The sequence below is a fragment of the Bradyrhizobium sp. BR13661 genome, assembly GCF_029892425.1.
Lineage (GTDB): Bacteria > Pseudomonadota > Alphaproteobacteria > Rhizobiales > Xanthobacteraceae > Bradyrhizobium.
The window spans coordinates 1-13,236 of sequence record NZ_JARXWB010000041.1 but is presented as its reverse complement, the minus strand read 5'-3'; the positions used below and the strand labels follow the sequence as shown (position 1 = coordinate 13,236).

The 13,236-nt window shown below is 66.3% G+C and carries 14 protein-coding genes and 1 pseudogene; 3 read left to right on the top strand and 12 right to left on the bottom strand.

Annotation, left to right across the window (positions count from 1 at the left end; all coding sequences use genetic code 11):
• Positions 1–53: 53 nt before the first annotated feature.
• Both M2427_RS37910 and M2427_RS37905 read left to right on the top strand, forming a co-directional pair.
• The gene (locus M2427_RS37910; RefSeq protein WP_280711920.1) at positions 54–371 is read left to right on the top strand and encodes a hypothetical protein; all 318 of its coding nucleotides are present in this window, start codon (positions 54–56) and stop codon (positions 369–371) included.
• On the top strand, positions 359–1,492 hold the full coding sequence (locus M2427_RS37905) for an RHE_PE00001 family protein (RefSeq protein WP_280711919.1): 1,134 nt from the start codon (positions 359–361) through the stop codon (positions 1,490–1,492). Before M2427_RS37910 ends, M2427_RS37905 begins: the two co-directional genes overlap by 13 nt.
• 61 nt (positions 1,493–1,553) lie before the next feature.
• On the opposite strand, the gene M2427_RS37900 is transcribed toward M2427_RS37905, so the two are convergent.
• From M2427_RS37900 to M2427_RS37890, 3 genes are read right to left on the bottom strand one after another with little or no spacing between them, the layout of a single operon-like run.
• A complete protein-coding gene (locus M2427_RS37900; RefSeq protein ID WP_280711918.1) occupies positions 1,554–2,594 on the bottom strand; it encodes a TniQ family protein in 1,041 nt (346 codons plus the stop codon).
• A 5-nt stretch (positions 2,595–2,599) separates the two neighbouring features.
• Positions 2,600–3,478: a TniB family NTP-binding protein gene (locus tag M2427_RS37895; RefSeq protein ID WP_280711917.1), complete on the bottom strand. Its 879-nt coding sequence runs from the start codon at positions 3,476–3,478 to the stop codon at positions 2,600–2,602.
• Between the two features lies 1 nt (position 3,479).
• Positions 3,480–5,099 (bottom strand): Mu transposase C-terminal domain-containing protein, encoded by a 1,620-nt coding sequence (locus M2427_RS37890; protein ID WP_280711916.1) that lies wholly within the window; start codon positions 5,097–5,099, stop codon positions 3,480–3,482.
• A 133-nt stretch (positions 5,100–5,232) separates the two neighbouring features.
• On the opposite strand from M2427_RS37890, the gene M2427_RS37885 reads away from it, so the two are divergent.
• Complete coding sequence (locus M2427_RS37885) at positions 5,233–6,339, top strand: RHE_PE00001 family protein (protein ID WP_280711915.1); 1,107 nt, start codon at positions 5,233–5,235, stop codon at positions 6,337–6,339.
• 162 nt (positions 6,340–6,501) lie between these two features.
• On the opposite strand, the gene M2427_RS37880 is transcribed toward M2427_RS37885, so the two are convergent.
• From M2427_RS37880 to M2427_RS37840, 9 genes and pseudogenes are all read right to left on the bottom strand, one after another.
• Entirely contained in the window at positions 6,502–6,816 is a 315-nt protein-coding gene (locus M2427_RS37880) for a DUF736 domain-containing protein (RefSeq protein WP_280711914.1), read from the bottom strand.
• 641 nt (positions 6,817–7,457) lie between these two features.
• A complete protein-coding gene (locus M2427_RS37875; protein ID WP_280711913.1) occupies positions 7,458–8,384 on the bottom strand; it encodes a zincin-like metallopeptidase domain-containing protein in 927 nt (308 codons plus the stop codon).
• A 290-nt stretch (positions 8,385–8,674) separates the two neighbouring features.
• Positions 8,675–9,262, bottom strand: coding sequence for a hypothetical protein (locus M2427_RS37870; protein WP_280711912.1), 588 nt, complete (start codon positions 9,260–9,262; stop codon positions 8,675–8,677).
• A gap of 389 nt (positions 9,263–9,651) precedes the next feature.
• Positions 9,652–9,978: a hypothetical protein gene (locus M2427_RS37865; RefSeq protein WP_280711911.1), complete on the bottom strand. Its 327-nt coding sequence runs from the start codon at positions 9,976–9,978 to the stop codon at positions 9,652–9,654.
• Positions 9,975–10,154: a hypothetical protein gene (locus M2427_RS37860; protein WP_280711910.1), complete on the bottom strand. Its 180-nt coding sequence runs from the start codon at positions 10,152–10,154 to the stop codon at positions 9,975–9,977. The genes M2427_RS37865 and M2427_RS37860 overlap by 4 nt, the downstream gene beginning before the upstream one ends.
• Positions 10,151–10,348 (bottom strand): hypothetical protein, encoded by a 198-nt coding sequence (locus M2427_RS37855; protein ID WP_280711909.1) that lies wholly within the window; start codon positions 10,346–10,348, stop codon positions 10,151–10,153. The genes M2427_RS37860 and M2427_RS37855 overlap by 4 nt, the downstream gene beginning before the upstream one ends.
• A 3-nt stretch (positions 10,349–10,351) precedes the next feature.
• Positions 10,352–11,200 carry a hypothetical protein gene (locus M2427_RS37850; RefSeq protein WP_280711908.1) on the bottom strand — a complete coding sequence of 283 codons (849 nt, stop codon included), beginning with the start codon at positions 11,198–11,200 and terminating at the stop codon, positions 10,352–10,354.
• Positions 11,197–11,673, bottom strand: coding sequence for a hypothetical protein (locus M2427_RS37845; RefSeq protein WP_280711907.1), 477 nt, complete (start codon positions 11,671–11,673; stop codon positions 11,197–11,199). The genes M2427_RS37850 and M2427_RS37845 overlap by 4 nt, the downstream gene beginning before the upstream one ends.
• 91 nt (positions 11,674–11,764) lie before the next feature.
• Positions 11,765–13,138, bottom strand: a pseudogene (locus tag M2427_RS37840) (plasmid partitioning protein); the annotation flags it as partial.
• Between the last annotated feature and the right edge of the window lie 98 nt (positions 13,139–13,236).

The following is a 13,236-nucleotide window of genomic DNA, read 5'->3' as shown; positions in this document are numbered from 1 at the left end:
CATCGATGAGGGCTGGTTATCGATAGTAAGAGCCATCCGGAACCGGCATCGCCATGACGGAAGCCATTCGTGTGTTAGCTTCCGTTTCGTCGATTCCTGTTAAGGTTATCAAGACCTTGCCACCCAGCTACAAAATCCCCGATCCGCTGCCGTGGGCCCAGCTCGTTGGGCCGCTTGTCGCTTTCTGTTATCGATTTCAATTTGCAACGCTTAGCGGAAAATCGGTGCACGCTTTTCCGCTTGCGATTTCAGCAGCCGTCCGACAGCGCTTTGATCCAACAGATATTTCGACCCGGGCCTTCGGAACCCTCGGAAAGACCGTCGTGACCGATCCTCACAATTCCAAACCGGCCGCCCGGTGCCCCCTTTGAGCGCCCGCCTCCCCGATCCGCTGCCATGGCGCGAGCTCGCCCGACCGCTCGCACGCGCCGAAGACACACTGGCGCGGCTCGACGAGCGGCTGCGAACGAGCCCCATCCGCGACGGCTGGATCGCGAGAACCCACTTTGCGGACGCGGTCGCCGCGCTCTGGCTCGAGGGTGAGCTCGTCCATATCGAAGACCTTGTGCTGCACGACGCCGGCATGGACATCCGCGCGCCCACCCACGAACTCACGCGTGCCCATATGGTGTTACGCGCGCGCCGGCGCATCGCCGACGCCGCGCCCGGTTGGGCTCTGTCACCCACCGGTCTCGAGGCGCTGCGGCGCAGGGCAGGGGAGTCGGACCCAAAGCATCCCCAGGTCGAAGACCCGGAGCCCGACGACGACGGTGACGAAGCGAATCCAGAGTTCGAGCCGCCGCTCGCCGGGAACCGCGAGTTTGCCGAATTGTTCGCCTCGGTCGACGCGGCCATTGCCCAGGCCGACAGAACCCTCGCCAGCGAACGGCCGCTCCCGGCCGCGCCGGCTGGCGAGCGCGATCCGCTCGTTTACGACCTCGACTGGGACGAGGACGCGCGCCTCGTGCAATGGCGCGCCATCGTCGACGAAACCCGCAATGTGCCGCCGACTCTCGCCGCTGCGATCGCCCACGAGGCCTGGAGCGCGATCGAGCCGCTGCAGCGCGCGTCCGGCCTCGGCCGCCTGCTCGCCGCCGCTGTGCTGCGCGACCGCGATAAGACCCGCGCCCATTTGCCATGTCTGGCCGAGGGCGCGAAAGCCGTGCCGCGGGAACGCCGCCGGGCGCGCGACGCGACGACGCGTCTCGTGGCCGAGCTCGAAACCATCGCCGCGGCGGCGGAAGAGGGCCTCAAGCAGCATGACCGCTGGCTCCTCGCCCGCACGCTGCTCATCCGAAAACTCGACGGCCGCCGCTCCACCTCGCGGCTGCCCCAGCTGATCGAGTTCGTGATCTCGCGACCGCTGGTCTCGGCCGGCATGATCGGCAAGGCGCTCGGGATCACCCCACGCGCCGCGCAGAACCTCGTCGCCGAACTCGCCTTACGCGAGGCGACCGGAAGGGGACGGTATCGGGCGTGGGGCGTCTTGTGAGCGCGCGGGATCCTACTCCCTTCGCGCCGGCGCCCCGCGACGCGCCCGGCGTCGTCTTCGATCAGGTCGCCAGACTCTTGCGTGCGCCGTCGTCGGCGCCGCGACGCGTCGAGCGCGAGCCGCGGCGAACGGCGCAACCATAGGCCGCCAGCAAAGCCGCGAGGTCGACGCCAGGCGGTTGCGCTCGCGCGAACCGCGGCGATCTCTGATGCGCGTCGAGGAAATCCGCGAAACGCGTGATCAACCCGTCACGGCCGCCGGTGGTCGCGGCAATTCGACATCGCCGGGGAACGGCGCGGTCCGCAGCGACGACGCGCTCATCGTCGGCCCTTTGTGCGAGCTGCTCGAAGCAACGGATGCGCGCCGACGCCGGCAGGCTGGTGAGCGGCCGGCCGGCCCCGACGACGCCGACGACGACGGGAACGCGCAGCAAGCGCGCAACCCATTCGTGGATCGTCGGCGATCCCTTGGCGATTTCGGCCTTGCAGATATCGTCGATCGACCGTTCCAGCCGCCGCGCCGCCAGCCCGACCGATATCTTGGCGGCGCCGCGCAGATCGAAACCGCAGCGCACGCAGACGTATTGCGGGACTAATTCCGTCTGAGCGAAGGGAACGATCCCGGCGCGGCAGGCGGGACATCGATCACGCAGACCGCAGCGATGCGTGAAACAGGAAATGCGCGACGCCAGTCGCCAAGACCGCCGAAAATAGGGGGCGCTATCGTCGGCGAGGCACACAGCGCAATATTGGATCCAGGTCGAACGGCTCCGGCGCGCGGTCTCGCGCAAAGGCAGCCAAAGCGGCGCCAACGCTCCATCCGTCATCGCCATCGCCGATATCGCCTCGCACGCGACCCCCGTCCGAATGCCGAGCCAGGCCGCGACGTCCTCGGGGAGCCGCGCGTCGAGGCGAGGCGACCACATGCCTCCTCCCAGCCCGAGCCCGCCGGCGAACGACCGCGGCGCGACGCCGTTCGCGATCGCGAGGCGATGAAGCCAGCTCGACAGCAATTCGTCGGGTTGCGGGTCGACGGCGGCGGGCCACCGATCCCCGGCGACATCCTGGTATCGTTCGCGGATCTCGATCGCGAAGCCCGTCACTTGGCTCACAGCAGACCCTCGCGCAGCCGCGCACCGCGGCGTCGCGACACCGGGACGTAATCCAGCGCGTCAATCGAGGACCGGGTGATCCGCTCCGCTCCGGACCTCGCCGCCGCGACCGCCGCCGCCGTGACGACCGCCACGATCTCGCCGATCAACCCTTCCGAAAGCCGGAAGATCTCACGCGCCAGTTGCTCGTCGGAAAGATCAGAGCGGCGCGCGAGCGGCAGGGCGCTTTCGAGACTGTCGAGCAACGTGAGGAATTCGTCGTCGTAACGCCATCGCGGCGCGGCGAGCAGTTCGAACCGGCTCGCCATTTCGTCGGTCGCGTTGATGAAATCGTACACCGCGACCTCGCCGATCAAAACCGGCGATATGTCGAACTGACGACCGATCCGCCGCAGGAACGCCAGCACCGCCTCCACGTCGCGCGATCGACCGCGCAGCGCATTGTGGAACTCGTCGAAAATCAGGATTCTCGGCTTCAGGCCGTCGAGCAGATGATCGACCTGCTCGGCCTTGCGGCCGACGTCCCGGCTGTTTCCCGTCGGTGCCCGGAAGGCACGCAGAATGCTTGCGTAGAAATGGGCGAGTCCTGCGCCCTCGCGGGTCTGGACCACCCACACCCGCTGCGTCTCGCAGGCCTTCAAATGCGCGACGGCGAACCGTTCGGCGATCATCGTCTTGCCGTTGGCGTAGGGGCCGACGAGCATCAGACCGCGCGTGCGTAAACTTGGCGACCGGGACAGCAATGCGTTCAGCCGCTCAAGCGCCTGCGTGGCGAGGTGATGTCCGATCCATCGCGGCGCCTCGATGTAGGCGATCCGATCCTCCAGACTGCGGCCAAGATACGGGCGAACATGATCGAGCAGATGGTCGACCATCTCACCAATCCTCGACCGGCAGCCGGCGCTTTTCGCGGACCGGGCGCTCGGCGGGAACCTCCGACGCAGTCGGGCACATGGCCTCATAGAGCTTGCCGGCCTCCGCCGCGTGACTCCGGCGCACGGCGTCGCGCAGTTCGACCTTCGATGGCTTCGATCCGCCGACGATCTCGGCGATCTGGCGCTGAAACTTCACCTTCTCCGTGTCCGAGCGCGCGGTCGCGGCGCGTCGACGCGCGCGGTCGCCTTCGTGCTCCCACAGCGTTAACGACGCGAGCCGCCCATCGCGTCGTCCGACGGACCGAAACTCCCTCGTTTCCGGATCCCGGACATAGATGTGGCTGATGTCGCGAGGATCGTATCGTACCTCGAGCCGACCCAGACGGTCGCGCCGCGGGACCAGGCCGCCCAGCCACGGCGAATAATAGTCCAACGCGAACAGACTGACGCCCTGCGGCGAAAGGCGCCGCTCCATCCCGGGCAGGAACGCCAGCACGACCCGCGCCGGGTCGTCCTCGAAACGAGGAAGATCCCGGCTGTGTCGCGCCCATTCCGCCGCCGGCGTCTTCAGGGTCTTCGCGTTCTGCTGCAGATTGTGATCAATCGCGGCGAGCGCCACACATCGCTCAAGATCGGCGAAACTCAGGCGAGCGCGCCGCTCTGCGGGATAACTGTCGCGGTCCGCCACCGATCGACCCGTCGATCCCGGATGCGTCGCGAGAACGCTGTTCAGCTTCCCGAGCAGGCGTTCGATCACGCCACCTTCATGGACCCGGCCGCGATCGCGATAACGAATCCGGACGCCATAATCCTCGCAACCACGCTGGAAGGCGCGCCCTTTGAACTCTTTCGCGGAATCGGTGACGAGCAGCCGAGGTCGCCCGAACATCGGCCAGCGATGCTCGATGCCGCGCGCGGCCAACCACGCCTCCTTCGGACACATCGCCTGCGCGAGGCATAGGGCGACGGACAGCGCCGAAGGCTTTTCGAGGGTCAGACAAAAGCCGAGGATGCAGCGCGTCGCCACGTCCGCGATGAGGGTCAGGTACGCCCTTCCGACGAAGACGCCTTCGCCCTCCACCACCTCGACGAACTGGATGTCCGTGGGCGTGTGATCGATCTGACAAACCTCGAGCGGGTTCGAGGCGCGGATATAACCGGGTCTCGGTTTGAGCCGCAGCAGATGCTTCGGGTTCGCTGACCGCTTCCTGGCGAGTTCCTCAGGGCTGAACAGCGAGGGAATGCGGCGGTCGACAGCGCCATAGGAGGGCGCGGCGAGTCCGGCCTCCTCACAACGGGCGCGGATTTCGGCTACGACCGGCGCAAGCGGCGGCGCCTCCAGCGTCAGCCATTGCGCTCGCAACGTCGCCGCGATGATGTCCTCGACTTCATGGTCGAGCCGCTTCTTTCTCGCGCCGTTCGTACGCGGCAGCAGCGACGATACCCGCCGGTCGACGCGATAGCGCGCCAGCAGATTATAGACCTGCCGGGTCGAAAGGCGCAGCTCGGCGGCCGCCCGATCGACCGCCTGCCGATGCGGACCCGCCTCATCAAGGATCCCGTCGAGTTCGCGCGCAACGCGGCGCGCCGCCAGCCACGCCTCCTCCGACGGGGGCGCCAACGCAGAGGCGGTTGTTCTGCTTTGCGGTCGGTGCGGCAATCGAGCGGTCGCTGAAATCGTTAGCGGAAAATTCGGCTCGTTTTAGCCCCTAAACCTAAACAACATATGAGGATTGCGCTGATGAAATCGGGAAGTGAAAGCGACACCCCTTGCGACCGCCGAGGACGCGCTTGCCCGCCTCGACGAACGCCTCGCAAAGAGCCCAATTCGGGATGGGTGGATCAGCCGCAACCACTTCACCGACGCCTGCGCCAGTCTATGGCTAGAGGGCGAACTCGTCCACGTCGAAGATCTTGTTCTCCATGACGCGGGCATGGATATCCGCGCACCGACCCATGAGCTGACTCGGGCACGCGCCGTGCTGCGCGCCCGCCGTCGCATCGACCGGGAAAAGCCCGACTGGGCGTTGTCGCCGGTCGGCCTTGGCGCCTTGCGCGGCCTCGACGGGACGGGCGACCTGGAAGGGGCAGGCGTCGAGCGGGAAGAGGGTGGAGCAGGGGATTGCGATGCGAAGGAGGCCGGCGATGTGCTGGAGGCAGGGCTCGCACTAACCGCAAATGACGATCGGCTGTCTGAGGCGCTCGCTGCCGTCGATGCCGCGATGGCCAAGACCGATCGCGCCCTCGCCAGCGATAGCCCGAGTCAATTACGTCACGCGACCGATCGCGATCCGCTGCTCTACGACATCGATTGGGACGAGGACACCCGCCTCACCGCCTGGCGCACCAACCTCGATCAGACCCGCAGCTTGCCGCCAACGCTCGCAGCGGCCATCGCGGCCGACGCATGGCGCAGCATCGAACCGCTGCAGCATAGGCCATGGCTGGGCCAATTGCTGGCGGCTGCGCTGTTGCGTCAACGTGGCAAAACACGTTCGCATCTCGCCTGCCTGCACGACGGACTGAAAACCATCCCGCGCGAGCGGCGCCGGTCGCGCGACACCGCGACGAGGCTTGTCGCTGAGCTAGATGCGATCACGGCTGCAGCCGAGGCTGGGTTGAAGGCGCACGATCGCTGGCTCAACCAGCGCACGCTACTGCTTCGGAAACTAACAGGCCGCCGGTCGACTTCCAAACTGCCGGCGCTCGTCGACTACGTGTTAACCTGCCCGGTTGTGTCTGCCGGCATGATCGCTGAGGAATTGGGAATCACGTCACGCGCAGCATTGAGCCTGGTAATCGAGCTCGGCCTGCGCGAGGCTACCGGGCGAGGGCGGTACCGGGCGTGGGGAATCCTCTAGAGACCTCGGGCAGAGCGACATGCCCTTTGCTGGGTCGGCCGAGACAGATCGCACCGCGATCGAGCGGTCGGCCGACATACGCGCGTTCAAGACCTTCATCGTTGACACTGTCTTTCGGCAGGCGAAGGCCTCGCCACTGGCGAGGCCTTCTTGCGCGGGCTTTCAGTCGCGGCTTGGGCGAGACCAGATGAGCGAGTGGCCTTCCTCGCCTTCGATCTCGACCAGCGTCGCGTAGATCGGCGCCGCGAAGCTCGGGTCGTCGAGCTTGACCGAGAGGTAGTCGCGGTTCTGCTCCTGGGACTTCTTCTTCCACGCGGCGCCGAACTCGATGGTGCCGGCGAAGATGCGGTAGTCCGGGGCTTTCTCCGAGGTGCGGTCGGCCGCGACGATCTTGGCCTTCACGGTACCGAGGGCGAGAGTCTTGACGGTGCCCACGAAGCCGTTGCCATTCACGGTGAAGTTGCCGATGGTAGCCATGTTCGTATCCTCTTCGGTTCTCGGGCCGCGACCACCGCGACCTCGATGGCTGACGTTGACCGGAGGCGATTGGACCGCACCCGAAGGGCCGCAACGCAGTGGAGGGCGGCCAGGGCGAGGCTTTCTTGTCTCGCGAGGAATGGGCGCGCAGCGGCCAGGGGAAGAAAGTCGCGAACGGACGTTGCGGTCATGGAATCGAGGCGGAGCGCAGCGACGACGGCCTTCGGTTAGACATGCCAAATCGAGGACGCACTGGGCGCGTCAGGCCGACCGAGGGGATATGACTGGTGACAGCCGCGCACCGCACGACAACGACGGAGCCAAAGCTGATCGAGGGACTCGCCGGGCCCTGAAGGGTTCTTTCGAGAGTCACCGCGAGTGCGATCCCGGACGAATGCAATCGTGATGGCCGCTTTCACGCTGCCGCGGGAAGTCACCCATTCCGAATCGACAGACATTTCGGGATCACAGCGGCCCACGCGGCTGGTCCCGCCGCGCTGGACGAGGTTATGGGAAGTGCCTCCGCCTTCGGAAGACGCAAGCGCACGACTGGGCACGCAAGAAGGACCTCGCCGCGAGGCGAGGGCTTTGGTGAGCTCGTGAAAGGCTAAGAGCACGGGCTAGACGCGACGGCGTCGCGCTCATGCCGCTTGGTCGATTTCGGCCGGCTTCGGCTGAAGATCGTGCAAATAGGTAACGGCGCGCTGCGCGTGCGCCGCCGCCGAAAAGATGAAGCGCCTGTCGTTGGCCAACACTTCCAGCCACGACGCAAGGTAACTCGCGTGGTCAGCACGCGGCTCGAGCTCGGGTACGATGCCGAGGTCCGCGCTAAGGAAGCAGGCGCCGAGCTCGGCGACAAGCTCCTCGCGGGCGCGCTCGCTGCTGTCCTTCGCGTAGCGGCTGAGATCGCGATTGACGCGGTGCGCCGGCGCCGTCCAGTGCACGCACTCATGCGCGAGCGTGGCCGCATAGCTCTCGGCGTCGCGGAAGGTCTCGAACGGCGGCATCTGGATGAGGTCGAGCGATGGCGCGAAGAACGCCTTGTCGCCTCCGTGCCGGATGGTCGCGCCGGTGTTGGCGAAGAATGCGTCCACGTGCGCGATGCGCTGCGCCGGCGGCGCGCTCGGAGCAGGGCGCGCATAGTAGTGGTCGGGCAGGCCGTTGATCTGCTCGACGCAGAACACGGTGTAGGCCCGCAGGAACGGCACTGTCCGCTCGACGTCGTCGCCGTTGTCATTCGTCTCGGTCTTGGTGATCTTGTTTGCGTAGACCACCATCGTTCCGTTCTCGCCCTTGCGGACGTGGCCGCCGAGCTCGAGAGATTGCTTGAATGTCATCCAAATCGGCGACGTGAAGCCGCGCGACAGGGCTTCCGACCACAGCAGCACGACGTTGATGCCCTGGTAAGGCATCCCGTTGTGGCGCAGCGGCCGCGTGATACGCCCAGCCGCGCTGGCCGCATTCCAAGGTCTGATCCACGGCCGCACCCCGCGCTCCAGGTCCGCGACGATGCGATCGGTGATGCGCGCGTAGATGTCGGCGCGCGGTTTTCCTTCGTTCCTGCTCATTTCAATGACCTCCGTTCGGAGGCCGCGCCTGTCGCGGCCCCTCACGGCGTCCGCCGCGGCGGCATCACGCGCTCGCGCACCCGGCCGGGCCGCAGCGCAGCGGAGGACGGCGCAGCCGTTGCGCGGGCGCCGAATCCGTCGCACGGACCACCGACCGGGAGGGGCCACGCTGGCGCGACGCGCCGTTTTTCTTGTTGGATTTGCCGGCGACACGAAAAAATGGCCGGTCTCGCGACCAGCCTTCACAGCGGCAACATGTGGAAGGCGGGGCCGAAGCCCCGCCTTGAGGCCTATTCGAAGGCCGCTATCTGGGCCGCGGCGGCCTTCTTAGTGACGGTTTCGCCGGCGTGCTCGGCCTGCCGCTCGAAGGGCTTCCAGGCTTCGCCGATGACCTGCTCGTACGCGGCGACGGCGCCCTCGGCCGCCATGCGGAGCGCGTGCGCCTGGAGTCCCATGTCGGCCGCGAACTCGCGCTTGCGCTGCGCTTGGCTGTCGAAGCCGACGGGGCCGTCGAGGTCCTCATCGCGTGCGTCGTTGGCGAGCTTGGCGGTGGCTTCGCGCGCTTCGGTCACGGCGCGGGAGTAGAACTGGCCGGCGCCGTGAGCCGAACCAACGTAAGCGCCGACGATGCGCTGGAGGTGGATTTCCATCGCACGCTCGCTGAGGCCGTCCTTGAGGGCGTCGGCGGTCTCGATCACGAGTCGCTCGTGCAGCTCACGGATGCCGTCGCTGTCGAGGACCGCAAGGCCGAAGCTCTCGGAGATGCGCAATGTCTGCGCGGAGTCGGGACAGGCGAGACGAACCATTTCGAGCGTCGCGCCGCGGCGAAGCGGAATAACGCGGGCTGTGGCGCGAGAGGAGCGGGCGGTTTTGGTCATGATGAGATCCTTTCTCGGTTTCACCTAGGGAAGCGGTCGGGCCTTTGGCCGTTGCTCCCTCGGGTGCGGTCGACCAGAACCGGCCCCAGCGGGCCGCTTCAGGGGGCGGCGGCTGCCAGGGCGAGCATGGGCGGGTTGCGGGCAAGCGGGCCCTCGGGCCTGCGAAGGACGCGGCCCCCCATCGCGAGACGGCGGCCGCCGATCGCTTCGCGACTTGCCCTTGAAGCGGACCGCGGACGGTTCAGACCGCAGCACAAACCGAGGGAGTGACGGCCAAGGGGCAGTCCGCCTCTGAAACCGCGGGAGATCGAGGTCAATCCGCGCCACGCTCGACGTCGCGAACGATCTTACGCTCCGCTTGCGCGGGGATTCGTCACGGCCTCCGTCGTTCACCGCCACGCGGGGGAAGCGCGACCGCGGGCCCGAAACTCGGCGATCGCCGTTTCCTGCCGATCGAGCTTTAGCGTGAGAGCGTCGATCTCGCCGCGGTGGGCCAGGGCGAGCTCCGCGACATGCTGCTGAAACAGCCGCTCGTCCGCGTTCGTCCAGCTCGAGGCGCTTCGGCCGTGCGGCCGGCGTTTCGCCCGATCGGTGATCGTCATCCGCTCGGCACGTGCCGCGATCTGGCGCTCGATGATGCCCAAATGGCGCTGCGTCTCGGCTTGCGCGATCTCCATGCGCGCGAGCAGGAGGCGTCGGTCCAGGGGCTCGATCATCGCACCGTCCCGAGAGGCCACAAGGGCGGGGCGAACTTGTCTGGCGTGTCGTCGTGCGGAAGAGAGAATGCGATTATGGAGGAGAGGTCGTCGCCGGCAGTCATCCAGGCGACGGCGCTCTCTGGGTTGTTGTGCGCATGCACCGGGAGGTTCACGGCGACGAGATACGCTTTCATGACTGGATTCTGTCGGCGCCGGCCGGGTCTTGGCGCGGCGCGTGCACAGACAGGCGCACGGCGTGTTTCCAGGCGTCGACGCCGGTGAAATGCCGTCTGAGCCGCGGATGCCAGACGACGAGGACCGGCATTTCGCCGTCCTCGTCAGTGGCCGTGCGCCAGCCGAAGGCTTTGGCAATGAGGCGCCAGGGCATGGGTCACCTCCATCCGACGAAGTCGGAGGGGCCGCCGTAGAGCTGGTGGCGCGCCTCGTCGATCACGAAGCCGAAGCGGCCGACGTGATACTCGTTGGACGGAACGAGGAAGCGGCGTTCCTCGGTTCCAGGCCCGCGTTTCCCGCCGAGCGTGGCGACGGTTTCGACGAAGCCGCTCGCATGTTTGGACGTGATCGCCGACACCACGATCCAGTCCCGCACATGCACCTGGTCGAAGCCGCGGCGATCCTTCTCGCGGGATTCGCCCGGCTGCAGGATTGTGCCGGAGATCGCCTCCCAGGCGTCCGGCCAGCTGTCCTTGATCGTCGTCGCGGCGCAACGACGTTCGAACGCCGTGAAGATATCCGGGAAGGTGATCGCGACAATCGCCCATTCGGCGTCTTCCTCGTACCATCCACCCTTTGAGCGCAGCATGGGGTGGATGATGCGGTTTCGCTCGGCCGAGAGCTTGAAACCGCCGTGGCCAGCAGTGGAGTGCGACGCGACGCCCTCGGCATAGACGGTCGAGCCCTGCGAGAGTCCCCAAGGGGTATTGATACCCGTGTTCTCCTCGATCCGGCCGAGCAGCTTGCGCTCGCTTTGATGCTCGGCGTTTTCGAGCACGGCGTTGCGAAACGCCGCCTCATCGGCGAGCTCGCCGGAATGTCCGTAGAAGTCGCCGCGCGTCCATCCGCCCATCGGGCGGTTGATGCGCCAGCCCGTCGCGAGAAAATGCCGGCCATCGCCGGCCGGAACCATGGCGAAAGCCGTCTCGCCGACGAGCGCGACCAGAAGGCCGTCAGCGCTGCGACCAAAAGCGACGTCGTCGGGAGGAGGAAATGACGCGTTCATGCCGCGGTCCTCCCCTCGATGGTGTCAGCGCTGATCTCGTTGGCCGTCACTTCCTCCAGCACGGCGTGGGGATAGCCATGGCGTGTCAGCCACTCCGTCGCATCGGGCTCGTTGGTCGCGAGTTGGACAAGCTCGGCGTCGTCGCCGGCGCGGTCAAACACACGAATCGAGCCGACCGCCGGACGTTCGACGATGGCGAAGTGGAGCTTCGACTTCAGCGAGAATGTCCGATGGACACGCACGGCAACGACGCCGCCGGCGCCATAATCGGTCTCATGCAGGGTGAAACAGGCCGATAGCGAGACATTCCCGATGTCCCGTCCACCCTGTTTGCGGATGAGGCGGCCTCTGCTGTTGTTGGTCTGCCACGCGGCGAGCTTCTTCCTGAAGCGCGCCGGTGGCTGCGGCGTTCCGTCGGACCAGGCGACGATCGAGCCGATGGGAGCGTTGTCGATGATGGTGTGCGCGGACATCATGTCCTCCTTGTGTGCGCATGCGTGAAAAAGAAACCGCCGCCGGGATGACCGGCGGCGGTGGACCGTTCGGAAGAAAGGATGCGTGCCGCTATTCGGCCGCCTCCCTGAATGCCTCGGCTTCTTGGTCAGACAGGTCATCGCCGATGCCGGCGGTCTCCTCTTCAGCCTCGTCGGCATCTCCCGTCGTCGCGCTCGACGACAACCATTGCGAAAGCTTCGTGGCGTCTGGCGCGAAGAACGCGGAGGGATGGACGAAGTGTCCCTCCTTGAAGTGCTCGACGAGCGCAGCACGCGTGTCCTTCACGCGCTGGCGTGGCAGGACAGGAGTGTCCTTACACGATGCCTCAAGGGCAGGGCGCGACAGGCAGGAGAGGAAGTCCTCCGTACCCATGTGCGGAAGGAAGCTATCCGCGCCGATCACGACGCCGGCGATCCTGGCGACGATGCCGCTATTGGTGGCGTTCTCCCGGCAAGAGAAGACATCGACCAGCATGGTGCGCGCCGCGACACGAAGCGTATCCATGTCGAACGAGAGCTTGCCGTCGGCATCGAACAGCACCGCTGCGTTCTTCGCCAGGCGGCTGTGGCCGTAATAGGTTCCACCGCTTCCCGTCGTCACGGAGACGTTCTGGCTCGCGAAGGCGAGGACCAGAAGAGCCATCAGCGTGTCGTCCTCGATCGGCGCGCGGCCGAGCGCCTCGCGCAGCGCGTCGGTGCGATAGTCACCGATCATCTCGACGCCCTTGCGCGTCACGTCAGGACGGGGCCTGGAGATCTCGCCGACGTCGTCCGGAGCGTTGTCCGAACCAGTCGCGCCCTTGCCCTTCGGCTTCTTCGGCGCAGGCATGCGGTAGTGCACCGTCTGCACGCGGCCATCGCGGTCAAGATACATCGCCGTGCAGTCGGACTTCACCGGCTTGCCGTGGACGCGCTCGGCCTTCGGCGGCAGCTTCACCTCGCCGTAGTTGGTGGTCTCGGCGATGATGCCTTTCTTCGGCAGATTGGCCGTCATCCACTCTTGCTGCGTGCCGAGGAAAGCCTCGACGTCCGTCGTGTAGCGGCTGTCCTCGTCGGCGGGCGCGAAGAGATCTTCAACCCAATGAATGCCGTAGGCCTCGGCCAGGTCGTCGCCGAAGCTGGCGTGCCGAGCAAACATCCGGGTCTTCTGCAACGCTTGAGCGACACTCCACCACGAGACCTGCGGATCGGCCTTCGACGGCTTGTGCTTCTTCCAGACCTCCTTCTGCTCGTCGAGCGATGCGGCAGCGATCGTGCGGAGCTGGCGCTCGTCGGGCATGTCGCCCTTGGCCATGTGATCGAGCATCGCTGGCAGCACATTGGCCAGCAAACGAAGTTTCCTGATTTGACGCACCGACAGCGCGAGCGCGACGCCGATTGCCTCCTCTGTCCAGGCGAGCGCGACCAGACGCTCGATTGCGCGCCACTGGTCGACCGGATTCAGCGGTTAGATTATGCGTCAAGTGTCCTGTTAGCTGGATGACTCTGATTCTGTGGCCTTTCTGGCTGCATCCTGCATTTTGGGTGTATTTTTGGCTTTGA

Bases quoted from the DNA above. Each gene is read 5' to 3' on its own strand.
- M2427_RS37880 (WP_280711914.1), bottom strand. From the start codon at position 6,816: ATGGCTACCATCGGCAACTTCACCGTGAATGGCAACGGCTTCGTGGGC.
- M2427_RS37865 (WP_280711911.1), bottom strand. From the start codon at position 9,978: ATGATCGAGCCCCTGGACCGACGCCTCCTGCTCGCGCGCATGGAGATC.
- M2427_RS37860 (WP_280711910.1), bottom strand. From the start codon at position 10,154: ATGAAAGCGTATCTCGTCGCCGTGAACCTCCCGGTGCATGCGCACAAC.
- M2427_RS37875 (WP_280711913.1), bottom strand. From the start codon at position 8,384: ATGAGCAGGAACGAAGGAAAACCGCGCGCCGACATCTACGCGCGCATC.
- M2427_RS37910 (WP_280711920.1), top strand. From the start codon at position 54: ATGACGGAAGCCATTCGTGTGTTAGCTTCCGTTTCGTCGATTCCTGTT.
- M2427_RS37855 (WP_280711909.1), bottom strand. From the start codon at position 10,348: ATGCCCTGGCGCCTCATTGCCAAAGCCTTCGGCTGGCGCACGGCCACT.
- M2427_RS37850 (WP_280711908.1), bottom strand. From the start codon at position 11,200: ATGAACGCGTCATTTCCTCCTCCCGACGACGTCGCTTTTGGTCGCAGC.
- M2427_RS37895 (WP_280711917.1), bottom strand. From the start codon at position 3,478: ATGGTCGACCATCTGCTCGATCATGTTCGCCCGTATCTTGGCCGCAGT.
- M2427_RS37870 (WP_280711912.1), bottom strand. From the start codon at position 9,262: ATGACCAAAACCGCCCGCTCCTCTCGCGCCACAGCCCGCGTTATTCCG.
- M2427_RS37845 (WP_280711907.1), bottom strand. From the start codon at position 11,673: ATGTCCGCGCACACCATCATCGACAACGCTCCCATCGGCTCGATCGTC.